At 65.4% G+C, this 21533-nt stretch carries 21 protein-coding genes and 1 pseudogene; 12 read left to right on the forward strand and 10 right to left on the reverse strand.

The features are described 5' to 3' along the window. Positions 1-78: pseudogene (locus BMY71_RS24600) on the forward strand (IS5/IS1182 family transposase); the annotation flags it as partial. A 53-nt stretch (positions 79-131) separates the two neighbouring features. Here BMY71_RS24600 and BMY71_RS22925 read toward each other — a convergent pair. Beyond that, the gene (locus tag BMY71_RS22925; protein ID WP_092686235.1) at positions 132-698 is read right to left on the reverse strand and encodes a TIGR00645 family protein; all 567 of its coding nucleotides are present in this window, start codon (positions 696-698) and stop codon (positions 132-134) included. Positions 699-837: 139 nt separating this feature from the next. Then, positions 838-1872, reverse strand: a complete 1035-nt coding sequence (locus BMY71_RS22930; RefSeq protein WP_092686236.1) for an aspartate-semialdehyde dehydrogenase — start codon at positions 1870-1872, stop codon at positions 838-840. Between the two features lie 158 nt (positions 1873-2030). Between BMY71_RS22930 and BMY71_RS22935 the strand changes: the two genes are divergently transcribed. Further along, positions 2031-2849: a hypothetical protein gene (locus BMY71_RS22935; protein WP_092686274.1), complete on the forward strand. Its 819-nt coding sequence runs from the start codon at positions 2031-2033 to the stop codon at positions 2847-2849. A gap of 164 nt (positions 2850-3013) precedes the next feature. Continuing rightward, the gene (locus BMY71_RS22940; protein ID WP_011500917.1) at positions 3014-3394 is read left to right on the forward strand and encodes a hypothetical protein; all 381 of its coding nucleotides are present in this window, start codon (positions 3014-3016) and stop codon (positions 3392-3394) included. Positions 3395-3565: 171 nt separating this feature from the next. Here BMY71_RS22940 and leuB read toward each other — a convergent pair whose 3' ends face one another. Continuing rightward, positions 3566-4678, reverse strand: a complete 1113-nt coding sequence (gene leuB, locus BMY71_RS22945; protein WP_092686237.1) for a 3-isopropylmalate dehydrogenase — start codon at positions 4676-4678, stop codon at positions 3566-3568. 225 nt (positions 4679-4903) lie between these two features. Between leuB and BMY71_RS22950 the strand changes: the two genes are divergently transcribed. Then, positions 4904-6088 (forward strand): YbfB/YjiJ family MFS transporter, encoded by a 1185-nt coding sequence (locus BMY71_RS22950; RefSeq protein WP_092686238.1) that lies wholly within the window; start codon positions 4904-4906, stop codon positions 6086-6088. A 132-nt stretch (positions 6089-6220) separates the two neighbouring features. Here the strand turns inward: BMY71_RS22950 and BMY71_RS22955 are convergent, their stop codons facing one another. From BMY71_RS22955 to BMY71_RS22975, 5 genes are all read right to left on the reverse strand, one after another. Further along, on the reverse strand, positions 6221-6739 hold the full coding sequence (locus BMY71_RS22955) for a superoxide dismutase family protein (protein ID WP_092686239.1): 519 nt from the start codon (positions 6737-6739) through the stop codon (positions 6221-6223). 149 nt (positions 6740-6888) lie between these two features. Next, the gene (locus BMY71_RS22960; protein WP_092686240.1) at positions 6889-7668 is read right to left on the reverse strand and encodes a molybdopterin-dependent oxidoreductase; all 780 of its coding nucleotides are present in this window, start codon (positions 7666-7668) and stop codon (positions 6889-6891) included. A gap of 2 nt (positions 7669-7670) precedes the next feature. After that, positions 7671-8315, reverse strand: a complete 645-nt coding sequence (locus BMY71_RS22965) for a cytochrome b/b6 domain-containing protein (RefSeq protein ID WP_092686241.1) — start codon at positions 8313-8315, stop codon at positions 7671-7673. A gap of 224 nt (positions 8316-8539) precedes the next feature. Continuing rightward, positions 8540-9124 carry a fasciclin domain-containing protein gene (locus tag BMY71_RS22970; protein WP_011500911.1) on the reverse strand — a complete coding sequence of 195 codons (585 nt, stop codon included), beginning with the start codon at positions 9122-9124 and terminating at the stop codon, positions 8540-8542. Positions 9125-9639: 515 nt separating this feature from the next. After that, complete coding sequence (locus BMY71_RS22975) at positions 9640-10389, reverse strand: SDR family oxidoreductase (RefSeq protein ID WP_092686242.1); 750 nt, start codon at positions 10387-10389, stop codon at positions 9640-9642. 88 nt (positions 10390-10477) lie between these two features. Here BMY71_RS22975 and BMY71_RS22980 point away from each other — a divergent pair, with 88 nt between their 5' ends. Further along, positions 10478-11989: a malonate--CoA ligase gene (locus BMY71_RS22980; RefSeq protein ID WP_092686275.1), complete on the forward strand. Its 1512-nt coding sequence runs from the start codon at positions 10478-10480 to the stop codon at positions 11987-11989. Between the two features lie 463 nt (positions 11990-12452). Here the strand turns inward: BMY71_RS22980 and BMY71_RS22985 are convergent, their stop codons facing one another. Both BMY71_RS22985 and BMY71_RS22990 read right to left on the reverse strand, forming a co-directional pair. Beyond that, entirely contained in the window at positions 12453-12752 is a 300-nt protein-coding gene (locus BMY71_RS22985; RefSeq protein ID WP_092686243.1) for a DUF3892 domain-containing protein, read from the reverse strand. A 542-nt stretch (positions 12753-13294) separates the two neighbouring features. Further along, the gene (locus BMY71_RS22990) at positions 13295-14263 is read right to left on the reverse strand and encodes a cation diffusion facilitator family transporter (protein WP_092686244.1); all 969 of its coding nucleotides are present in this window, start codon (positions 14261-14263) and stop codon (positions 13295-13297) included. 377 nt (positions 14264-14640) lie between these two features. Here BMY71_RS22990 and sdhC point away from each other — a divergent pair, with 377 nt between their 5' ends. The 7 genes from sdhC (at position 14641) to BMY71_RS23025 (ending at position 21465) form a co-directional block, all read left to right on the forward strand. Further along, positions 14641-15030, forward strand: a complete 390-nt coding sequence (gene sdhC / locus BMY71_RS22995; RefSeq protein ID WP_011500907.1) for a succinate dehydrogenase, cytochrome b556 subunit — start codon at positions 14641-14643, stop codon at positions 15028-15030. Continuing rightward, the gene (sdhD, locus tag BMY71_RS23000; RefSeq protein ID WP_092686245.1) at positions 15027-15449 is read left to right on the forward strand and encodes a succinate dehydrogenase, hydrophobic membrane anchor protein; all 423 of its coding nucleotides are present in this window, start codon (positions 15027-15029) and stop codon (positions 15447-15449) included. The genes sdhC and sdhD overlap by 4 nt, the downstream gene beginning before the upstream one ends. Positions 15450-15452: 3 nt before the next feature. After that, the gene (gene sdhA, locus BMY71_RS23005; RefSeq protein WP_092686246.1) at positions 15453-17276 is read left to right on the forward strand and encodes a succinate dehydrogenase flavoprotein subunit; all 1824 of its coding nucleotides are present in this window, start codon (positions 15453-15455) and stop codon (positions 17274-17276) included. Positions 17277-17404: 128 nt separating this feature from the next. After that, positions 17405-18187: a succinate dehydrogenase iron-sulfur subunit gene (locus BMY71_RS23010; RefSeq protein WP_011500904.1), complete on the forward strand. Its 783-nt coding sequence runs from the start codon at positions 17405-17407 to the stop codon at positions 18185-18187. A gap of 135 nt (positions 18188-18322) precedes the next feature. Then, entirely contained in the window at positions 18323-18811 is a 489-nt protein-coding gene (locus BMY71_RS23015; protein WP_092686247.1) for a pyridoxamine 5'-phosphate oxidase family protein, read from the forward strand. After that, positions 18811-19068, forward strand: coding sequence for a hypothetical protein (locus BMY71_RS23020; protein ID WP_041805097.1), 258 nt, complete (start codon positions 18811-18813; stop codon positions 19066-19068). The genes BMY71_RS23015 and BMY71_RS23020 overlap by 1 nt, the downstream gene beginning before the upstream one ends. A 285-nt stretch (positions 19069-19353) precedes the next feature. Next, positions 19354-21465 carry an OmpA family protein gene (locus tag BMY71_RS23025; RefSeq protein WP_092686248.1) on the forward strand — a complete coding sequence of 704 codons (2112 nt, stop codon included), beginning with the start codon at positions 19354-19356 and terminating at the stop codon, positions 21463-21465. Positions 21466-21533: the final 68 nt, after the last annotated feature.

Here is a 21533-nt window from a genome sequence, read left to right on the forward strand (position 1 = left end):
GCAACCCGCTTCGAAAAGACCGCCCGAAACTTCCTCGCCGTCGTCACCCTCGCGGCCATCATCTTATGGATGCGATAAGTGTCCACACCACCTAGAGCTTCCGCTCCGATTCAATCAGAACCGAAAAAGCTTTAATGCCCGGCCTTGTCGCCGCTGCCGTGGTCGCCGCTCCAGCGGTCGGACAGCGCCATCAGCAGGGTCGAGACCACGAACACCAGATGGATGCCGACCAGCCAGCCGAGCCGGGTCGGATCGTAGCCGGCGTCGAGATTCATGAACGCCTTCAGCACCTGGATCGCCGAGATCGCCACGATCGAGGCCAGCAGCTTCTGCTTGAGCCCGGCGAAGTCGACTTTCGTCATCCATTCCGGCCAGTCGGGATGATCGCGCGGATCGATCCGTGAGACAAAGTTCTCGTAGCCGGAGAACACCACGATCAACACCAGATTGCCGGTCAGCGAGACGTCGATCAGGCTGAGCACGCCGAGGATGATGTCGGATTCCTTGGCGAGCGAGGCGTGCAGGATCAGTTCCGCGAGCAGCACCACGAATTTGTAGAGCAGCACCAGCAGACTGAGGACGAGACCGAAATAGAACGGCGCCATCAGCCAGCGGCTGTTGAACAACAGCGTCTCGAAGCCGCGCTCGACGCGTTTGACCGGCGATGGGGATTTCGGCAGATCGGGCTGGTCGGTCATATCAAACCGTCAAAATGTAGGGCGGGCAAAGCCAAGCGTGCCCACGCGACCTGCAGAATTCAAGTCCCATGCAACCGAGTGGGCACGGCTTCGCGCCTTTGCCCACCCTACAGATGACGACGGACGACAGCGGCGGTGCTTACGCCGCTTTCTTCTTGGCGGTGATCAGCTTGCGGTTGATCAGCACTTCGGCGATCTGGATCGCGTTGAGCGCTGCGCCCTTGCGCAGATTGTCGGAGACGCACCACAGCACCAGACCGTTGTCGACCGTCGGATCGGTGCGGATGCGACTGATATAGGTGGCGTCCTCACCGGCGGCTTCATACGGCGTGACGTAGCCGCCGGGCTCGTGCTTGTCGATCACGAGGCAGCCCGGCGAGCGGCGCAGGATATCGCGCGCCTCGTCGGCGGTGATCGGGTTCTCGAACTCGATATTGACCGCTTCGGAATGGCCGACGAACACCGGCACCCGCACGCAGGTGGCGGAGAGCTTGATGGCGGGGTCGAGAATCTTCTTGGTCTCGACCATCATCTTCCACTCTTCCTTGGTGTAGCCATCCTCCATGAAGACGTCGATCTCGGGGATCACGTTGAACGCGATCCGCTTCGGGAACTTCTTATTCACCAGCTCCGAGTTGGTGTAGACGGCCTTGGTCTGCGAGAACAGCTCGTCCATCCCCTCTTTGCCGGCACCTGACACCGACTGATAGGTCGACACCACGACGCGGGTGATCTTGGCGTGATCATGCAGCGGCTTCAGCGCCACTACGAGCTGAGCGGTCGAGCAGTTCGGATTGGCGATGATGTTCTTCTTGGTGAAGCCCGCGGCGGCGGCGGCATTCACTTCCGGCACGATCAGCGGCACGTCCGGATCCATCCGCCAGGCGCTCGAATTGTCGATCACCACTGCGCCCTGCGCGCCGATCTGCGGCGACCATTCCTTCGACACAGTGCCACCGGCCGACATCAGGCAGATGTCGACGTCGCTGAAGTCGTAGTGCTCCAGCGCCTTGCATTTCAGGGTCTTGTCGCCGTAGCTGACCTCGACGCCGATCGAGCGGCGCGACGCCAGCGCCACCACCTCGTCCGCCGGGAACTTGCGTTCGTCCAGAATGGCGAGCATTTCGCGCCCGACATTACCGGTCGCACCTACTACCGCGACTTTGTAACCCATCGTTCACTCTCCGAAGGAATTTGCTCCGCCGCGGCACGCCGCAGCAAGGAGAAGTCAGCGCTTCTATGCGAGAAACGCCGCTGACACAACTTGATACCTGCCCGCGCTATCCCCGTCATTTCAGCCCTTCCGCGCGCCGCTTGCCCGGAGTCTTGCCGATGCGATCGAACCCGGCCCTGCGGGCTAAGCCTCATCGGGGCCGGATCCACCCGGCCCTGCGCAGCTTCGCCGACGAATGCCGCGAGACCGTGGTGCGGCTGCTGGCCTATGTCGGGGCGCTGGCGCTGATCGGCCTGATCGTATTCTACGCCGCCAATCCCTTGACCGACGCCGCGATCACCGCCGCCGCCGAACCGGCCGCGCGCGCCGGCTGGAGCGGCGCGATGCGATCGCATCCCGCCTTCGCGGTCAGCCAGATCGACCTGCCCGGCGCCACCGCGAGCACTGAAATCCTCCGGCATCCCGATGGCGGCCGCAAGGACATTCTGCGCTGGGCGCTTCCGGGGCAGCCGCCGGTTGCGGAAATCACGCTCTACCGGCCCGGCAACGAGGCTCGAGCCGAGGTTCAGGGCTTGCCCGACATCGTCGCCGACATCGCTGCCCGGCTCGATCCCGGCGGCGGCGGCGCGGCCCAACCCGCCGGCCTGATCGACAGCAAATTCGGAACGGTGGCGCTGTTCGACCTCGGCGGTCGCGCAAACCGCTGCTTCGGCTTCTTCAAGCGGATCGACGAGGCGTCGCTGCGGATTTCCGGCTGGACCTGCCGGGGCGACAGCCTGCCGCAGCGCCGCGCCGCGGCCGGCTGCATGCTCGACCGGCTGGTGCTGCTGAGTGCCGGCGGCGACACCGCGCTCGCCGAAACTTTCGCCCGCGCCGAACTACGCCGCCAGGGCTGCAAGGACGGCCAGAGCCAGCAGGACGCCGGCGCCGACTGGGTGCTCGGCGCGCAGAATCCGCGACTCCGTGGCACATTCTGACGGCGATTCGCGCGAGCCGTTCAAGGCGCTTGATTCCATGCAACATTTTGGCAAGCCCGGGATTGCATTATTGCGCGCGGTGTTGCCTGTTTGACCTTGTGGCGCGGCTGCGGCGACGGCTACAAAGAGGTGAAATCCGCAATGCGCCTGCCGATGAGGACCCGATGACCTTGAAATTCCCTGCCGCCAGAACGTTTGCGGTGCTGCTCGCGTCGGCGGCCGTGGTCGCGATCGGCCTCGACACCGCGAATGCGCAGCAGCAGCCCACCAAGCGCGTCTACCAGACCAACGATCAGGCTCGTTACGGCGCCCGCGGCCCGAACGCCTCGTATCAGGCTGGCCCGCGCACCCGCGTCTACGTGACCAAGCGCTCCTGGCTCGACGCCGGCACCGAAGTTCTGCCGGGCGACCGCAAGTTCACCGACTACGCCTTCCCGCCGGGCACATCGTTCTCCCGACAGAACGGCCAGCGCACGATCGACCGCGCTCCGCTCAACCCGGCTTCCGACCTCGGAGGCTATCCGGAGCGTTTCCCGCTGTACTGAGCAGCGAAAGCGTCCATCCCTTACGAAAATGCCCGGCCAAAGCCGGGCATTTTTTGTTTTGCTCGTCTTCCTCAGAGCCTGCCCCGGACTTGATCCGGGGGTGGGTGTCTGGCGCGCCTCCAAGGATGACGCGGAAGGTGTTCGCGGCGGGGAGGAAATCAGCCCCGTCGCTTACCCGTGCAGCGCCTGCAGCTCCTGCACGATGGCTTCGCCCATCTGGCTGGTCGAGACCACGGTCGAGCCGTCCGACTTGATGTCGGCGGTGCGCAGGCCCTTGGCCAGCACGGCGGCGATGGCTTCATCGAGCTTGTCGGCGAGATCGCCCATCTCGAGCGAATAGCGCAGCGCCATCCCGAACGAGGCGAGCATCGCCACCGGATTGGCCATGCCCTTGCCGGCGATATCGGGTGCCGAGCCGTGCACCGGCTCGTACATCGCCTTGCGCTTGCCGGTCTTGCTGTCGACTTCGCCGAGCGAGGCCGACGGCAACATCCCGAGCGAGCCGGTCAGCATCGCGGCGATGTCGGACAGCATGTCGCCGAACAGATTGTCGGTGACGATGACGTCGAACTGCTTCGGCCACTTCACCAGATTCATGCCGCCGGAATCGGCGAGCTGGTGCTCGAGCTGAACGTCCTTGTATTCGCGCTGATGCACCTGGGTGATCACCTCGTTCCAGAGCACGCCCGTCTTCATGACGTTGCGCTTCTCCATCGAGGTGACCTTGTTGCGGCGCTTGCGGGCCAGGTCGAAGGCGACGCGGCCGATCCGCTCGATTTCGTAGGTGTCGTAGATCTGGGTGTCGATCGCGCGCTTCTGGCCGCCTCCGAGATCGGTGATGGTCTTCGGCTCGCCGAAATACACGCCGCCGGTGAGCTCGCGCACGATCATGATGTCGAGGCCTTCGACCACCTCGGGCTTCAGGCTGGAGGCGGAGGCGAGCGCCGGGTAGCACACCGCGGGACGCAGATTGGCGAACAGCGCCAGATCCTTGCGCAGCCGCAGCAGGCCGGCCTCGGGCCGCGCGTCATACGGCACCGCGTCCCATTTCGGCCCGCCGACGGCGCCGAAGATCACCGCGTCGCAGGCCTGCGCCTTCGCCATGGTGGCGTCGGTGATCGCGACCTTGTCGGCGTCATAGGCGGCGCCGCCGACCAGGCCGTGCTCGGTCTCGAAGCTGGCGATGCCGGCCTTGTTGAGCCAGTCGATCAACCGGCTCACCTCGGCCATCACTTCGGTGCCGATGCCGTCGCCGGGGAGAAGCAGCAGTTTATGCGTCGCCATGATTGGAGGTCCTCAGATCTTACAGACCGTCATTGCCGGGCTTGACCCGGCAATCCAGCTCTTTCGAAGGCGATGGATGCCCGGGTCAGGCCCGGGCATGACTGGCCGGAAAATGGAAAGCGGCCGAGTGCTAAAGCGCCGTTGCCGGATTGGCAAGACAGTGTTGCGGCGGGCTGTGTTGCCCAAACGGCGCAAGGGCTGCCACAATGGCGGCGGGAGAAACGCTTGACCCTGCTCGACCGCACCGAGGCGCCGGTCCATCCCGCGCGCCTGATCCTGATCCTGTCGCTCGCCCCCACAGTGGGACTTGGGATCGGCCGCTTCGCCTATTCGCTGCTGCTGCCCGACATGCGGGACAGCCTGCAATGGTCGTATTCGGCCGCCGGCTTCATGAACACCATCAATGCCGCCGGCTATCTCGCCGGCGCGCTGATCACCTCGCAGCTGGTTCGGCGTTACGGATTGTCGGCGATCGTGCGGGTCGGAACGCTCGGCTGCGTGCTGTCGCTGGCGCTGTGTGCGCTGTCGGGCAATTTCGTGCTGCTGTCGGCGGCGCGGCTGATCGCCGGGATCGGCGCGGCGCTGGCTTTCGTCGCCGGCGGAGCGCTGGCGACCACGATCGCGCAGTCGCAGCCACAGCGCTCGGCGTTTCTGCTCAGCCTGTTCTATGCCGGCCCCGGCCTCGGCATCCTGTCGTCGGGGCTGATCACCCCGTTTCTGTTGCAGGCGGCGGGCCCCGGCTCGTGGTGGATCGGCTGGCTGGTGATGGCGGCGCTGTCGGCCGTGATGACGCTGCCGCTTCTGCTCGCGCCGCTCGACAGCCATGCCAGCATGAGCGGCGGACCGGCGACGACATTCTCGATCCGGCCGGTGCTGATCTATCTGGTCGGCTATTTCATGTTCGGCGCCGGCTACATCGCCTACATGACCTTCATGATCGCCTATGTGCGCGACGCTGGCGGCGGACCGGCGGCGCAGAGCGCGTTCTGGTGCCTGATCGGGGCGAGCGCCTTCGTCACCCCGTGGGTGTGGCGCCGGATCATGGCGCTCGACCGCGGCGGGGTGTCGACCACGATCATCCTCGCCGTCAACGCGCTCGGCGCGGCGCTGCCGCTGTTCGGACTGTCGCCGCTGATCCTGGCGATCTCGGCGCTGGTGTTCGGCGTGTCGTTCTTCGCCGTGGTGGCGTCGACCACCGCCTTCGTCCGCTTCAACTATGCGCAGGCGGCGTGGCCGAGCGCGATCGCCGCGATGACGATTGCGTTCGGGATCGGCCAGACGCTCGGCCCCCTTGCGGTCGGCGCCATCACCGACGCGGTCGGCAGCCTGTCCTCGGCGCTCGCCGTCTCCGCCGCCACACTGGCGCTCGGCGCGCTGCTGTCGGGATTCCAGCGGCCGTTGAAACGGTAGAGCACGTCATTCCGGGGCGCTCGCGATAGCGAGCGAGCCCGGAATCTCGAGGTGATGAGCGCGGCAGAACAGCTCGGGATTCCGGGTTCACGCGCGTTGCGCGTGCCCCGGAATGACCGCGAGAAGGTCGACCTACTTCACCTCTTCGATCACGCCGCAGACGATGCGGTCGCCGGCGTTGCCGGCAGGATCGGACTTGTAGTCATCGGCCTTGGCGTGGATCACCAGCGCCGTGCCTTCCGGCTTGAACACCGAATTCGGCTTGCCCTTGTCGAGCGTCACCGCCTCGTTGACGACGTCGATGTCGAGCCGGCCCGAATCCGGGATGGTCAGGTTCGGCATGTCGCCCGCATGGGCGCCGTCCGGCGCCATCTTGCCGTGCTTCTTGTTGTCCGGATTGAAATGCCCGCCCGCGGAGGTGAACGGCGGCTCGCATTTCCCGACAGCGTGGACGTGGAAGGCTTTCTCGCCCGGCGGCAGCCCCTTCAGCGACAGCTTGATGGTGACGCCCTTCGACCCCTGGGTCAGCGTGGCGATACCGACGTCGGCGCCTTCGGCATTCTTCATCGACGCCTTGGCGGTCTCGGCGGCAAACGCGGTGGTGGAGAGCGCCAGCAATGCGGCGGCGGTGAGCATGGAGCGGACGATCATTCGGGGCCTCCCTGATGCGGCAGTGTCATACGAAATGGCCGCTCCGGAGCATCTAGGAACGGCCTCTCCGGCGGACAACGGCGTCTCCGCGGCGAAGTTGCAGCGGCAAACCGTCCTGTCCGCGTAGACCGGTCCCCCTTCGTGGAAAATCAGCTGCCGCTGAACGAGTTGTAGCCCTGGTCTTCCCAATAGCCGCCTTTGTAGTCGTTGGTGACTTCCATCGCGACGACGTATTTCGGGTTCTTGAAGCCGAGCTTGGTCGGGATCCGGATCTTCATCGGATAGCCATAGGCGCGCGGCAGCACCTGGCCGTCATATTTGAGGGTCATCTGGGTCTGCGGGTGCAGCGCGGTCGGCATGTCGATCGGCGAGGTGTAGTCGTCGGCGCAGCGGAACCAGACATATTTCGCGCGGGTGTCGGCGCCGACCAGCTTGAGGAAATCGCTCAGCCGCACGCCGCTCCACGAGCCGATCGCACTCCAGCCCTCGACGCAGATGTGGCGGGTGATCTGCTTGACCTCGGGCAGTGCGCCGAGTTCGTCGAGCGTCCAGCTCTTTTTGTTGTCGACCAGCCCCGCGACTTCGAGCTTCCATTCCTTGCCGTCGATATCGGGCGCCTCGTCGAGCGAGTAGAATGCGTTGAACGGGAACGGCCGGGTGATGTCCTTTTCGCTGTAGGTCGGCGCCAGCGTGTTCGGATTGAAGATCGCGGCCTGCACCGCATCGTTGAATTTCGAGACCTTGACGAGCAGATTCTCCGCCGACATGCCGTCGACGACGTCGCAGCCGGTCAGCAGCGTCAGCGCGCCGAGGCTGGCGCCGCCGGCGAGGAAGCGCCGCCGCGTCGGATCAGGCATCAGTTTGGCGGCGTCCTTGACCAGCAACGTCTTGTCGACGCCGGGGATCAGCAGGGATTTGATACGCAGCATGATTATCTCCCGATGATCATCGCGCGAAGGCTCTTCGGCACCAGCACCGCCAGCGCGATATGGACGATCAGGAACGCCACGATCGAAGCCATCGCAAAGAAATGCACGTAGCGCGCGGTGTCGTAGCCGCCGAACACCGCCGTGAGCAGCTGGAACTGCACCGGCTTCCAGATCGACAGGCCGGAGAGCACAACGACGATGCCGACCAGGATGATCCCGGCGTAGAGCAGCTTCTGGACGTAGTTGTAGGTGGTGAGATCGCGGTGCGACAGCCGGAAGGTCGCGGCCTTGGCGAGATCGGAGGCGACGCCCGACGGCGTGATCGGCAACAGCTTGCGGCGAAACCGACCGGTTGCGAGACCGACGACGAGATACAACAGGCCGTTGATCATCAGCACCCACATCGCCGCGAAGTGCCACAACAGCCCGCCGCCGAGCCAGCCGCCCAGCGTGACGCTGCGCGAAAACTGAAAGTCGAACAACGGCGAGGCGTTGTAGATCTGCCAGCCGGACATGATCATCACGATCATCGCGACCGCGTTGATCCAGTGCATGATCCGCACCCAGGCCGGCTGGATCACTTTGCGCACAGTCTCCTCGCCGGCTTGTCCGGCGTTGGCCTGTTCGCTGACTGTCATGCTCGACATCGGTGGACATCCTGAAGCGATTCGTCGTGAAGGCGGCTGCCTTCGACGTTACGCATCATAACCCCGCCCCGTTACGCCCGCTTCCGTTTCGTCGCTGGATCGGAACGGCAATCCCGATCACGAAAGCGCGAGCCGGTTTCCCGGCCCGCGCCCTCGTGAGGCGGCGTGATGGTCGCCGCCTCATCCGCCGCCGTGGGGGACGATCGAAACGGCGGATGTGATCATCAGGACGGCATCAGCACGGTGTCGACCACATGAATCACACCGTTCGACTGGTTGACGTTGGGGATCGTCACGGTCGAGCTGCCGCCCTTGGCGTCGACCAGCATCACCTGATCGCCGGAGCGCTTCACGGTGAGGGTCGCGCCCTCGACGGTGGTCAGTTTCTTGCCGTCGGTGAGATCGGCCGCCGCGAGCTTGCCCGGGACCACGTGATAGGTGAGGATCTTGGTCAGCGTGGCCTTGCTTTCCGGCTTCACCAGCGTGTCGACGGTGCCGGCGGGCAGCTTGCCGAAGGCGGCGTTGGTCGGCGCGAACACCGTGAACGGACCCTTGCCTTCCAGCGTCTTGACGAGGCCGGCGGCCTTCACAGCGGCGACCAGCGTGGAGTGATCCTTCGAATTGACGGCGTTCTCGACGATGTTCTTCGACGGATACATCGGCGCGCCGCCGACCATCACCGTCTTCTCGCCGCTCATCTCGCTCTTCATCATCTTCTTGTCTTCGGCATTGGCGGGCGCCATCGCGGTCGCGGTGAGGGCCAGCGCGCTCAGCGCCGCGGCGGACAGATAGGCAATTCGCTTTGACATGTTTCGTCTCCCAATCGGTTGAAAGCCCGCTGCCAGGCGCGCGGGGCGAGGTTCACAACGACGGCACGGGTGAGGGCTGCTGGGTGCCGTCGTTGCAGCGAGCTACGGGAGTTTATCGGGGCAGTTTCAGACTATCTTTTTTGTCGCACCGTGAAACCAAACGCGACGATCGACGTTTGCGCGCGTCCGCGAGCGATGTATGCGATCGTGATGATAGGGTGACGAATAGTCGCGAGCGCCGTTTCCCCCACCCCAACCCTCCCCCGCAAGCGGGAGAGGGAGCGCGCTGATCGCATGCAAGCGATGGAGATGAACTCCGGCTTTTGCTACTTCATTGATCATCAAATTGAAAATCAACGTCTCCTCAACCGCTGTCGAACTCCCTCTCCCGCTTGCGGGAGAGGGCTGGGGTGAGGGCGAGCCGAGCACCAACTCAGTAATCAACCGAGAGCCCTTCCCCCACCCGGATCGCTTCGCGATCCGCGCCTCCCCGCAAGCGGAAGAGGTAACTCAACTCACAGCCCGCCCACGAAGGAGCGGTTCCAGGTCGGGCTGATCAGGATCTCGTTGACGCAGACATGCGGCGGCATCGATGCGACGAAGGCGATGGTGCGGCCGAGGTCGTCGGGCTGCAGCATCCGCGCCTGATCCTCGGCGCTCGGCACCACCGGCCGCAGTTTCAGGATCGGCGTGGCGACCTCGGCCGGCATCAGGCAGCAGGCGCGCAGGCCATGGACGCATTCGTCCATGTTGAACGAATGCGTCAGGGCCAGCACCGCGTGCTTGGTCGTGGTGTAGGCCGGGCCCGGCATCTTCGAGACGTGACGTCCGGCCCAGGACGATACGTTGATGATGCAGCCGTCCTTCTGCGCGCGCATCGCCGGCAGCACCGCGCGCATACAATACAGCACGCCGTTGAGATTGATCTCGACGAGCTTTTCCCAGCCGTCGAGCTCCATGTCGGCCCATGAGCGTTTCGGCACGTTGATGCCGGCAGAATTGACCAGACAGTCGATGCGGCCATGCGCGGCGAGGATCTTGTCGGCGGCGGCGATCACCGCATCGGAGCTGCTGACATCGAGCGCGATCGCTTCGGCGGCGCCGCCTTGGGCCCTGATCTTCGCGACCACCGCGTCGAGCGCGTCGGCCCGCCGTCCCGAGACCACCACGGTGAAGCCGTCCGCGGCGAGCGCTTCCGCGCCGGCCTCGCCGATGCCGCTGCCCCCGCCGGTGATCCAGGCGACGCGTTTCCCGCTTTTTGTCATGCAAACTGTCTCCGTTGCTTTGATGCGGGCGTTCTTGCTATGCAATCGCCCTTCCCGAATGATGCATGAACGCGCGCGGAACACCATCATGAACGCCAATCTGTTTGCCCGCCTGTTCGATGCGCTCGATAACCCGAACAAACTCGCGATCGAGACCGCGACGGGCGAGACGATCAGCTACGGCGATCTGATCGCGCGCGCCGGCCGCGTCGCCAATGTGCTGGTGGCGCGCGGGGTGAAGACCGGCGATCGTGTTGCGGCCCAAACCGAGAAGTCGGTCGAGGCGCTGGTGCTGTATCTGGCGACGGTGCGCGCCGGCGCGGTGTATCTGCCGCTCAACACCGCCTACACGCTGCATGAACTCGATTACTTCATCACCGACGCCGAGCCGTCGCTGGTGGTGTGCGACCCGTCGAAGCGCGACGGCATCGCGGCGATCGCCGCCAAGGTCAAGGCCGCGGTCGAGACGCTCGGCGGCGACGGACAGGGCTCGCTGACCGACGCGGCCGCGCAGGCCAGCGCCGAATTCGCCACCGTGCCGCGCAGCGCCGACGATCTCGCCGCGATCCTCTACACCTCGGGCACCACCGGCCGCTCCAAGGGCGCGATGCTGAGCCACGACAATCTGGCGTCCAACTCGCTGACGCTGGTCGACTACTGGCGGTTCACGCCGGACGACGTGCTGATCCACGCGCTGCCGATCTATCACACGCATGGTCTGTTCGTGGCCAGCAACGTCACGCTGTTCGCGCGGGCGGCGATGATCTTCCTGCCCAAGCTCGACCCCGACAGGATCATCGATCTGATGCCGCGCGCGACCGTGCTGATGGGCGTGCCGACGTTCTACACGCGCTTGCTGCAGAGCCCGCGGCTGACCAAGGATGCGACCAGCCAGATGCGGCTGTTCATTTCCGGCTCGGCGCCGCTGCTGGCAGACACCCATCGCGAATGGGCGGCGCGCACCGGCCACGCCGTGCTCGAGCGCTACGGCATGACCGAGACCAACATGAACACCTCGAATCCCTATGAGGGCGAGCGCGTGCCCGGCGCGGTCGGCTTCCCGCTGCCCGGCGTGTCCGCCCGCGTCACCGATCCGGAGACCGGCCGCGAACTGGCGCAAGGTGAGATCGGCATGATCGAGGTGAAGGGCCCGAACGTGTTCAAGGGCTATTGGCGGATGCCGGAGAAGACCAGGTCGGAATTCCGCGACGACGGCTTCTTCATCACCGGCGATCTCGGCAAGATCGACGAGCGCGGCTATGTCCACATCCTCGGCCGCGGCAAGGATCTGGTGATCACCGGCGGCTTCAACGTCTATCCGAAGGAAATCGAGAGCGAGATCGACGCCATGCCGGGGGTGGTCGAATCCGCGGTGATCGGCGTGCCGCATGCCGATTTCGGCGAAGGCGTCACCGCCGTGGTGGTGCGCGACAAGGGCGCCGCCATCGACGAAGCGCAGGTGCTGAGCGGGCTCGAGGGCCAGATCGCCAAGTTCAAGATGCCCAAGAAGGTGATCTTCGTCGACGACCTGCCGCGCAACACCATGGGCAAGGTGCAGAAGAACGTCCTGCGCGACACCTACGCGGATATCTACAAGTAACAAGCGTCATTCCGGGGCGCGCGCAAAGCGCGCGAACCCGGAATCCCGAGCTGATAAGCACCCGATCGTTTCATCACCGCGGGATTCCGGGTTCGCTCGCTGGCGCGAGCGCCCCGGAATGACTCGTGGATAGGCCAGGGGGCACTTACTTCTCCCCTCCCCCTTGTGGAGAAGGTTCGGGGGTGGGGGTCCACGAGTCGCAGTGCCCGCGGCACTCCCACTCGGTCTCTGCTTCGCCACAGCCGATGCAGCGCATCGGCGTAATTCTAGGTGACAGTGGCCGAAGGCCACCTAAGCGACCCTCCCCGCAAGAGGGAGGAGAAAACGCGATTCGCGGACATATCGAGCGCCTGTAAGTTCGACGCGAGGTTTCAAGATGCGTAGTTTAGGAGATTCCGAGGTGGAGGAGGAGGGAGCCGCCCCAAACGATAGAGGCGGCCCCGTTAGTTTCAGCTATGTCCGATCACGGGCATTCGGGGAGGGAGAGTAGGTTGTTGGGATGCTCTCCGTCGGCTTCAGTTTTTAGATACTTGTTACCGAAACGGCTCACGGCGACGGTAACCCAAACAGCATCCCCGTTAGAAGGCTTGACCCAGAAGCGCCATTCGCGCGCTTCAATAAGACGGATGGCGTCCTCTTGAGTGATGCGCCATGGCGCGTCCTCGTAACCGCCTACATGGGTGATTCGTTCGTGGGGGTTGAACCGATCAGATTTGCGGATGCACTTAATCTGACAGGTTTTGATTCCTGTAGCAGTGTTCATTATCCATCTCCGTTAACAATGTGGGGACGGGCTTGACCACCGGCAATAACTCCGATTCTATCGGCGTGCTGTCTACTGCGCAGTGTCCCGCTTGCCCGTCTCCTGGGTGGGCAGCGGGCCGAAACTTCGGAGCCGTCGAGCCGTGCAAGGGCTCGGCGGCTTCTTAGTTTCGGTTGTTGGCGAAGGTATGGGAACCTCGTCCGACCCGTCAAGCAATAGTGCGGGCTCCTGAATCAAATACTAAATGTGGTGGATTCGGGTGGAAAAACGGGGGCTGAATTTAACTTCTGACGCTAACCCGCTGATATATTTAGAAAGATTCATCCGAGCGAAGGAGCGTTGACTAGGCGCTCCAATGCTAACGGGTTTGGTGTTGTTAGTAATATTCCGCCGAGCTGCCACCGCTATTCACAGCGTGTTGGTGATCGCTAACGCAGCTAGACTACTGAGTTAGTGGCTGTATCCTGAGTGCGATACGAGCGATTAACCGCTATTCATCAGAAATCGAGGTGCGGTAACACGGGGGCACTACGAAATCTCGCCTACACCACATGATCCGGCGCGAGCGCGCACGAGGCCGGATCGGTTTCGACCTGCACCGTGGCGTGCGCAATGCCGAAATCGTGCTGCAGTTCGTGCGCGATCTCGATCAGGAAGGGATCGCCCGGCGAGCCGCCCGGCATCACCAGATGACAGGTCAGCGCCACCTCGGTGGTCGACATCGGCCAGATGTGCAGATCGTGCACTTGCGCCACGCCGGGGCGACTTTCGAGGAAGGCGCGCACCGCGACCGGATCGATGCCGGGCGGCACCGCGTCGAGCGACATCGCGGTCGAGTCGCGTAGCAGGCCCCAGGTGCCCCAGATGATCACGAAGGCGACCGCGAGGCTGACCGCCGGGTCGATCCAGTTCCAGCCGGTGAACAGGATCACGACGCCCGCGACGACCACTGCGGCCGATACGCCGGCGTCGGCGACCATGTGCAGATAGGCGCCGCGAATGTTGAGGTCGTTATCGCGGCCGGAGAAGAACAGCCAGGCGGTCGCGCCATTGATGAGGATGCCGATCCCGGCCACGACCATCATGGTGACGCTGCCGACCGGCTCGGGCGCAAACAGCCGGGCGATCGCTTCCCAGCCGATCGCCCCGACGGCAATCAACAGAAACACCGCATTGAACAGCGCCGCGAGGATCGACGAACCGCGCAGCCCGTAAGTGTAGCGCGGCGACGGCGGTCGTTTCGACAGCTCCGCCGCAATCCATGCGACGGCGAGGCCGAGTACATCGGACAGATTGTGCCCGGCGTCGGCGAGCAGCGCCATTGAATTGCCGAGCCAGCCGAACGCCGCCTCGGTGATCACGAAGGCAATGTTGAGCCCGATGCCCAGCGCAAATGCGCGGCCGAAATCCTTGGGTGCATGGACGTGACCGCCGGGGCCATGGGCATGACCGTGGTTGTGGCCCTGCTCGGGCGCGCTGGCGTGATGATCGTGATCGTGGATTTGGGTCATCGGGCTCGGATGCGGGGCGACCGCTTCATTGCGATGCGGCGCGAATGCAGTGGTCGAGAGGATGGCACGCAGTAGTGGTCCGGGGGAATGCCGCGGCGCTCGCTTTGTTCGAGCTTGCAGCAACTCAATACCTTTGCTGAGTGACATGGGGGCTCCGCGCGACATGCATGGAGTTCTGAATCTAGTTTCATTTGGCGGCGGTCGATATTAACGGCGGGTTGCGGCATCGCCTTGGCCTGCCGCGATCTTCAAGAGATGAACCCAAATTCCGATAATGTGAATTCGCCGTTGCACTCGTTGAATGTCCTTCGTAAATAGGGACACCTTCGCGAGCCCTGCCCGGGCCCTGTCCGCTCGCAGCCAACCCATAGCAGCCGATGATCGACAGACCGCTATCTCCGCACATGCAGGCTTACCGCTGGAGCCTGACGATGGCCCTGTCCATCGTCCATCGCGCCACCGGCATCGCCCTCTATTTTGGAACCCTTCTGCTGGCCTGGTGGCTGATCGCCTGCGCCGCGGGACCGGCCTCCTACGCCAATCTGCAGGCCTTCACCGGCAGTTGGATCGGCCGGCTGATCCTGTTCGGCTACACTTGGTCGCTGATGCACCATCTACTCAGCGGCGTCAGGCATTTCGTCTGGGATCTCGGCTACGGCTTCAAGACCGCCGACCGCGAATGGCTGACCTGGGCCGCCTTGATCGGCGGCGTCGTGCTGACGGTGCTGTTCTGGGTGATCGCGTTCTCGATGGGAGTCGCACGATGAGCGGCGAGGAATCCCACGGCGGCGCCCGGCGCCCGGTCGCCTCGATGCGCACGCCGATGGGCAAGGTGCGCAAGCTCGGCCCTGCCGGATCCGGCACCTCTGATTTCTGGCAGCAGCGCATCACCGGCGTGGCGATGACCCTGCTGACCCTGCCTGTGGTGGTGGTGGTCATGATGCTGCTCGGCCGCAATCAGGCCGGCGCGGCGCAGATCCTCGGCTCGCCGCTGATCTCACTGACCATGATCCTGTTCATCATCGCCAGCGCGATCCACATGAAGATCGGCATGCAGGTGGTGATCGAGGACTACATCCAGAACGAGAAGCTGAAGCTCGTCACGGTGATGGCCAACAATTTCTTCACGATCGCCGTGGCGCTGGCCGCGATCTTCGCGATCTTCAAACTCGCATCCGGAGTGTAACGCATGGCGGCGAACGGCAACGGCGCACCGGCCGTGAACGGCCACGCCTATCCGATCGAAGACCACGTCTATGATGTCGTCGTGGTCGGCGCCGGCGGCGCAGGTTTGCGCGCGGTGGTGGGCTGCAGCGAGGCGGGGCTTCGCACCGCCTGCATCACCAAGGTGTTTCCGACCCGCTCCCACACCGTGGCAGCGCAGGGCGGCATCTCGGCCGCGCTCGGCAACATGCACAAGGACGACTGGCGCTGGCACATGTATGACACCGTGAAGGGGTCGGACTGGCTCGGCGATCAGGATTCGATCGAATACATGGTGCGCAACGCACCCGAGGCGGTCTACGAGCTCGAACATTGGGGCGTGCCGTTCTCGCGCACCGAAGAAGGCAAGATCTATCAGCGCCCGTTCGGCGGCATGACGATGGAATTCGGCAAGGGCCAGGCGCAGCGCACCTGCGCCGCCGCCGACCGCACCGGCCATGCGATGCTGCACACGATGTACGGCCAGGCGCTGCGCCACTCCGCCGAATTCTACATCGAGTTCTTCGCGATCGACCTGATCATGGACGATCAGGGCTGTTGCCGCGGCGTGATCGCCCTGAAACTCGACGACGGCACGCTGCATCGTTTCCGCGCCCAGACCACCATTCTGGCCACTGGCGGCTACGGCCGCGCCTACGCCTCCTGCACCTCGGCGCATACCTGCACCGGCGACGGCGGCGCGATGGCGCTGCGCGCCGGTCTGCCGCTGCAGGACATGGAGTTCGTCCAGTTCCATCCGACCGGCATCTACGGTTCGGGCTGCCTCGTCACCGAGGGCGCCCGCGGTGAGGGCGGCTATCTGGTCAATTCCGAAGGCGAGCGCTTCATGGAGCGCTACGCGCCGTCCGCCAAGGATCTCGCCTCGCGCGACGTGGTATCGCGCGCGATGACGATCGAAATGCGCGAGGGCCGCGGCGTCGGCAAGAAGAAAGACCACATCTTCCTGCATCTCGACCATCTCGCGCCGGAAGTGCTGGCGGAGCGGCTGCCCGGCATCTCGGAATCGGCGCGGATCTTCGCCGGCGTCGACGTCACCCGCGAGCCGATCCCGATCCTGCCGACCGTGCACTACAACATGGGCGGCATCCCGACCAATTTCCGCGGCGAGGTCGTCACCAAGAAGGAAGGCGACGACAACGCCGTGGTGCCGGGCCTGATGGCGATCGGCGAGGCCGCCTGCGTCTCCGTGCACGGCGCCAACCGCCTCGGCTCCAACTCGCTGATCGACCTCGTGGTGTTCGGCCGCGCCGCGGCGCTGCGCTGCGCCGAGAAGCTGACGATCAACGGCAAGCAGCCGGAGCTGCCGGCGGATTCCGCCGATGCCACGCTGTCGCGGCTCGACAGATATCGCTACGCCTCGGGCGGCACCCCGACCGCCAAGCTGCGCGAGAGCATGCAGCAGGTGATGCAGAACAATTGCGCGGTGTTCCGCACCGGCGAGGTGCTGAGCGAGGGCAAGGACCTGATCCGCAAGGTGCATGGCGGCGTCGGCGATATCGGCGTATCCGACCGCTCGCTGGTGTGGAATTCCGACCTGGTCGAGACGCTGGAATTCGACAATCTGATCATCCAGGCGGTGGTGACGATGAACTCGGCCGCCAACCGCACCGAGAGCCGCGGCGCCCATGCGCGCGAGGACTTCCCGGATCGCGACGACAAGCAGTGGATGAAGCACACGCTGGCCTGGATCGGCGACGACGGCGACACCACGATCGATTACCGCCCGGTGCACGACTACACGATGACCAACGACGTCCAGTACATCCCGCCGAAGCCGCGGGTGTATTGAGCGAAGGCAAACGGCCCGTCATTCCGGGGCGCGCGCAAGCGCGAACCCGGAATCTGAGACCGAGCAAGGACCAGAGATTCCGGGTCTGCGCGCAAGCGCGCCTCCCGGAATGACGAAAGGCAGACGAGATGGTTGAATTCGCACTTCCGAAGAATTCGAAGATTGTCGGCGGCAAGGCCTGGCCGAAGCCGGAAGGCGCGACCGAAGTCCGCGAATTCCGCGTCTATCGCTGGAATCCCGACGACGGCAACAATCCGAGCATCGACACCTATTATGTCGACAAGCACGATTGCGGCCCGATGGTTCTCGACGGCCTGATCTGGATCAAGAACAACATCGATCCGACGCTGACCTTCCGCCGCTCCTGCCGCGAAGGCGTCTGCGGCTCCTGCGCGATGAACATCGACGGCGAGAACACGCTGGCCTGCACCAAGGCGATGGACGACGTCCGCGGCGACGCGGTCAAGGTCACGCCGCTGCCGCATCAGCCGGTGGTGAAGGATCTGGTGCCCGACCTCACCAATTTCTACGCGCAATACGCCTCGATCCAGCCCTGGCTGCAGACCGTGACGCCGACGCCGCAGAAGGAATGGCGGCAGAGCCACGACGACCGCGAGAAGCTCGACGGCCTGTACGAATGCATCCTGTGCGCCTGCTGCTCGACCTCGTGCCCGAGCTATTGGTGGAATTCCGACCGCTTCCTCGGACCGGCGGCGCTGCTGCAGGCGACCCGCTGGGTCGAGGACAGCCGCGACGAGGCCACCGGCGAACGGCTCGACAATCTCGAGGATCCGTTCCGGATCTATCGCTGCCACACCATCATGAACTGCGCCAAGGCGTGCCCGAAGGGCCTCAACCCGTCGGAAGCGATCGCCAGTCTCAAGCTCAAGCTGGTCGAACGCCAGATCTGAGCGCGCCGCATCTGTTTCGCGTTGCAATGGCCGGGCTCGTCCCGGCCATTTGCTTTTCGCCCTACCGATGTGTCGCGGAACAGGAACATCGCCGCCAACGGATCGTTATGCCGCCTCTGGCATGGAGATTACGCAATGGCGGCAGATACCAACCAGGGCGATGCGCAGCACGCCTGGGACCTGATGAAGAAGATTACCTTCGCGATGCTGGCGACACGGGACGGCGAAAAGCTTCGGTCCCGGCCGATGGCGGCCTATATTCGCCCCGAGGAAGGCGCGATCTATTTCCTGACTGATGTTCGCCGGCACAAGGACGACGAGATCGCGCAGGATCACCACGTCAATCTCGGCTTTGCGGATGCGAGCGCGCAGAAATACGTTTCTGTATCGGGCTATGGCGCCATCTCGAACGACCGCGCCAAGATCAAGGAGCTGTTCGGCACCGCCGCGAAAGCGTGGTGGGACAGTCCCGACGATCCGAATATCCGCATTCTCAAGGTCACCCCGGAAGAGGCCGAATACTGGGATTCGCCCGGCACCCTCGTCAGCTATGTGAAGATGGCTGTGGCGGCCGCGACCGGCTCGCGTCCCGATCTGGGCGAAAACCGCAAGGTCGCAATCTGATGACGCCCGAGCCGCAGGAAGATCCGAACAGGCCGGGCCCGTCGGAGCCGCCGCCCGAAGTGCCGCCGAGCACGCCCGGCACGCCGACAGAGCCGCCGCCGGAATCACCCCCGGGAAATCCCAATCCGGATATCCCGCCGCCGATCACCGAGCCCGGCGCACCGCCGCGTCCGGAGGAATTGCCCGGCAACACGCCGGACGAAGTACCAATGCCGCCCTCGCCCGGACCCGGCGCTCCGAACCCGGCGGTGATGTGAGGCGGCGCGTAGTTCGATGATCAGCGGGAGGCGGCGCGAGCAGCGCCGCCTTTACTGCTGATCGCGTGCGCAATTGATCACCATCATTCGCTTCGCGAACCAGCCGCCTGAATGCGCAATGAATAGCAGCGCATCGCGCGGCGGCGCGCAGCGAAATAATTAGCGGCGACTCACGGCGGACCGCCACAATCCGGCCCCACGGGTCATCGTTGATCGCATTCACGAACCGGTTCCGCCCTGGAACGGATAGTTTGGTTCGCAGCGTTTGATTCGCGGGGATTTCCGATGAGAAGACTTCGACTAGCATTGCTCGCCACCACTGCAATCACCCTCTGGCAAGCGGCGAGCTTGCCGGCACGCGCCGACACCGCGCTGATGCTGATGGCGCAGGCCGCTCCGGCTCCGGACAAGGGTGACGAGAAAGACCGCAAGGGTCCGCCGCCAGGCGAGCGCAAAGGTCCGCCTCCGGGCGCCGCCCCGAGCCAGGCGCCGCCTCCCGCCGCAGCGCCTCAGCCGCGTCCCGCGCCGCCCCCCGCTGCTGCCCCCGCGCCACGCGCCGAGCCGCCGGCCGCCCCGCGCGCGGAGCCGCCGCCGCGTCCCGCTCCGCCGCCGGCGCCCCGTGCCGAGCCCCCTGCAGCCCCGCGCGCTGCGCCGCCGCCGCCTCCGCCGCCTCCAGCGGCTGCACCGCCGCGCCCGCCCGCACCTCCGGCTGAAAAGAGTGCGCCGCGCGTCGAGCCGCCAGCACCCCCGCGTGCGGCTCCGCCGCCGCCTCCCCCTGCAGCGGCTCCGCCAAAGCCATCCGCGCCGCCCGCTGCCGAGAAGGGAGCTACGCCGCCGCCGCCCCCCGCTGCGACTCCGCCAAGGCCGTCCGTGCCGCCCGCCGCCGACAAGGGAGCAGCCCCCACGCCGCCGCCCGCCGCGGCGCCGCAGCGACAGCCCGCGCCTGCCGACAGGCTCGCGCCCGCCGACAAGGGTGGAGCGCCGAGCCAGCGCCCGACCCCGCCTGCGGCCGGCCAGATCGGCGCGCCACCGGCGGCCGGCTCGCCTCCGCCGGCTGCACAGACTCCGCCCCCGGCAGCCGGGCAGACCAGTGCGCCGACAACACCTCCGCCGGCCGGGCAGCCGCCTGCCGCGCAGACCGGCGCACCGGCTCAGCCCCCGGCAGGACAGCCGCCGGTCGCTCAGAAGGATGTGACGCCTCCGCCGCCGGCCGCCGGCCAGATCGGCGCGCCGACGCCGGCCACGCCGACGCCTGCCACCCCGACACAGCCGCCGGCCGGACAAACCACCGCGCCGGTTCCCGGCACGATCGGTCCGCAGGGCGCGCAACCCGGCGCTGCCGGCGCTCTGCCGCCGGGCGCCCCGGTCGCACGCACGCCACCGCCGACGGTGACCGCGCCGATCCCCGCCGCGCCGCCGCCCGCACAGGCGCTCACCCCGATCGCCCCGGGCGCCGCGCCGCAAGGTCCGCGCAACATCACCGACTTCCGCAGCGAACGCCGTGAGGTCCAGCAAGGCGGCCGCACTGTGATCACCGAGCCCGGCCGCATCATCGTGCGCGACCCGAACGGGCAGGAGTTCATCCGCCATAACGAGATGGATCGGTTCCGCTACGGCGCGCGCAACATCCGGACCGAGAAGATCCGCGGCGGCGACACCCGCACCATCGTGGTCCGTCCTGATGGCTCGGAGATCATCAACGTGACCGGTGGCGACGGCCAGTTGCTCCGCCGTATCCGCCGCGACCGCCAAGGCCGCGAGATCATCATCATCGACAACAGCTTCGGTCCGCGTGACCGGGCGAATTTCTACGTCGACCTGCCGCCGCCGGTGCTTCGTATGCCGCGCGACCGTTACATCGTCGATTACGAGGACGCCTCGCCGGAGCTGATCTACGAAACCCTCGACGCCCCGCCGGTAGAGCGGATCCAGCGCCGCTACTCCATGGACGAGATCCGCTACAGCCCGTCGGTGCGGCAGCGGATGCCCTCGATCGATCTCAACACGATCACATTCGAGCTCGGTTCGTGGGACATTTCGCCGGATCAGGCGTCCAAGCTGCAGGCGATCGCCGACGGTCTGAACCGGTCGATCTCGCGCAACCCGCGCGAGGTGTTCCTGATCGAGGGCCACACCGACGCGACCGGCAACGACACCGACAATCTGTCGCTGTCGGACCGCCGCGCCGAATCCGCCGCCGCGCTGCTCACCCAGCAATTCGCGGTGCCGGCCGAGAACCTGACCTCGCAGGGTTATGGCGAGCAGTACCTCAAGGTGCAGACCGACGGACCGGAGCGGCAGAACCGCCGCGTCACCGTCCGCCGCATCACGCCGCTGCTGAACGGCGGTCAGGCCTCGCTGCCGCCGCCGCCCCCCGGCACCGCACCGCGGCGCTGAAGGTCAGCGTCACACCAACGAAAAAGCCGCGCTTCGTGCGCGGCTTTTTTACGAGCTGATTGATCCGG

The organism is Rhodopseudomonas pseudopalustris, assembly GCF_900110435.1.
Taxonomy (GTDB): domain Bacteria; phylum Pseudomonadota; class Alphaproteobacteria; order Rhizobiales; family Xanthobacteraceae; genus Rhodopseudomonas; species Rhodopseudomonas pseudopalustris.

What these genes read in the sequence shown, in the direction of transcription:
- BMY71_RS22925 (WP_092686235.1), bottom strand. Translation starts at nt 698, where the DNA reads ATGACCGACCAGCCCGATCTGCCGAAATCCCCATCGCCGGTCAAACGC.
- BMY71_RS22930 (WP_092686236.1), bottom strand. Translation starts at nt 1,872, where the DNA reads ATGGGTTACAAAGTCGCGGTAGTAGGTGCGACCGGTAATGTCGGGCGC.
- BMY71_RS22935 (WP_092686274.1), top strand. Translation starts at nt 2,031, where the DNA reads ATGCGATCGAACCCGGCCCTGCGGGCTAAGCCTCATCGGGGCCGGATC.
- BMY71_RS22940 (WP_011500917.1), top strand. Translation starts at nt 3,014, where the DNA reads ATGACCTTGAAATTCCCTGCCGCCAGAACGTTTGCGGTGCTGCTCGCG.
- leuB (WP_092686237.1), bottom strand. Translation starts at nt 4,678, where the DNA reads ATGGCGACGCATAAACTGCTGCTTCTCCCCGGCGACGGCATCGGCACC.
- BMY71_RS22955 (WP_092686239.1), bottom strand. Translation starts at nt 6,739, where the DNA reads ATGATCGTCCGCTCCATGCTCACCGCCGCCGCATTGCTGGCGCTCTCC.
- BMY71_RS22960 (WP_092686240.1), bottom strand. Translation starts at nt 7,668, where the DNA reads ATGCTGCGTATCAAATCCCTGCTGATCCCCGGCGTCGACAAGACGTTG.
- BMY71_RS22965 (WP_092686241.1), bottom strand. Translation starts at nt 8,315, where the DNA reads ATGTCGAGCATGACAGTCAGCGAACAGGCCAACGCCGGACAAGCCGGC.
- BMY71_RS22970 (WP_011500911.1), bottom strand. Translation starts at nt 9,124, where the DNA reads ATGTCAAAGCGAATTGCCTATCTGTCCGCCGCGGCGCTGAGCGCGCTG.
- BMY71_RS22975 (WP_092686242.1), bottom strand. Translation starts at nt 10,389, where the DNA reads ATGACAAAAAGCGGGAAACGCGTCGCCTGGATCACCGGCGGGGGCAGC.
- BMY71_RS22980 (WP_092686275.1), top strand. Translation starts at nt 10,478, where the DNA reads ATGAACGCCAATCTGTTTGCCCGCCTGTTCGATGCGCTCGATAACCCG.
- BMY71_RS22985 (WP_092686243.1), bottom strand. Translation starts at nt 12,752, where the DNA reads ATGAACACTGCTACAGGAATCAAAACCTGTCAGATTAAGTGCATCCGC.
- BMY71_RS22990 (WP_092686244.1), bottom strand. Translation starts at nt 14,263, where the DNA reads ATGACCCAAATCCACGATCACGATCATCACGCCAGCGCGCCCGAGCAG.
- sdhC (WP_011500907.1), top strand. Translation starts at nt 14,641, where the DNA reads ATGATCGACAGACCGCTATCTCCGCACATGCAGGCTTACCGCTGGAGC.
- sdhD (WP_092686245.1), top strand. Translation starts at nt 15,027, where the DNA reads ATGAGCGGCGAGGAATCCCACGGCGGCGCCCGGCGCCCGGTCGCCTCG.
- sdhA (WP_092686246.1), top strand. Translation starts at nt 15,453, where the DNA reads ATGGCGGCGAACGGCAACGGCGCACCGGCCGTGAACGGCCACGCCTAT.
- BMY71_RS23010 (WP_011500904.1), top strand. Translation starts at nt 17,405, where the DNA reads ATGGTTGAATTCGCACTTCCGAAGAATTCGAAGATTGTCGGCGGCAAG.
- BMY71_RS23015 (WP_092686247.1), top strand. Translation starts at nt 18,323, where the DNA reads ATGGCGGCAGATACCAACCAGGGCGATGCGCAGCACGCCTGGGACCTG.
- BMY71_RS23020 (WP_041805097.1), top strand. Translation starts at nt 18,811, where the DNA reads ATGACGCCCGAGCCGCAGGAAGATCCGAACAGGCCGGGCCCGTCGGAG.
- BMY71_RS23025 (WP_092686248.1), top strand. Translation starts at nt 19,354, where the DNA reads ATGAGAAGACTTCGACTAGCATTGCTCGCCACCACTGCAATCACCCTC.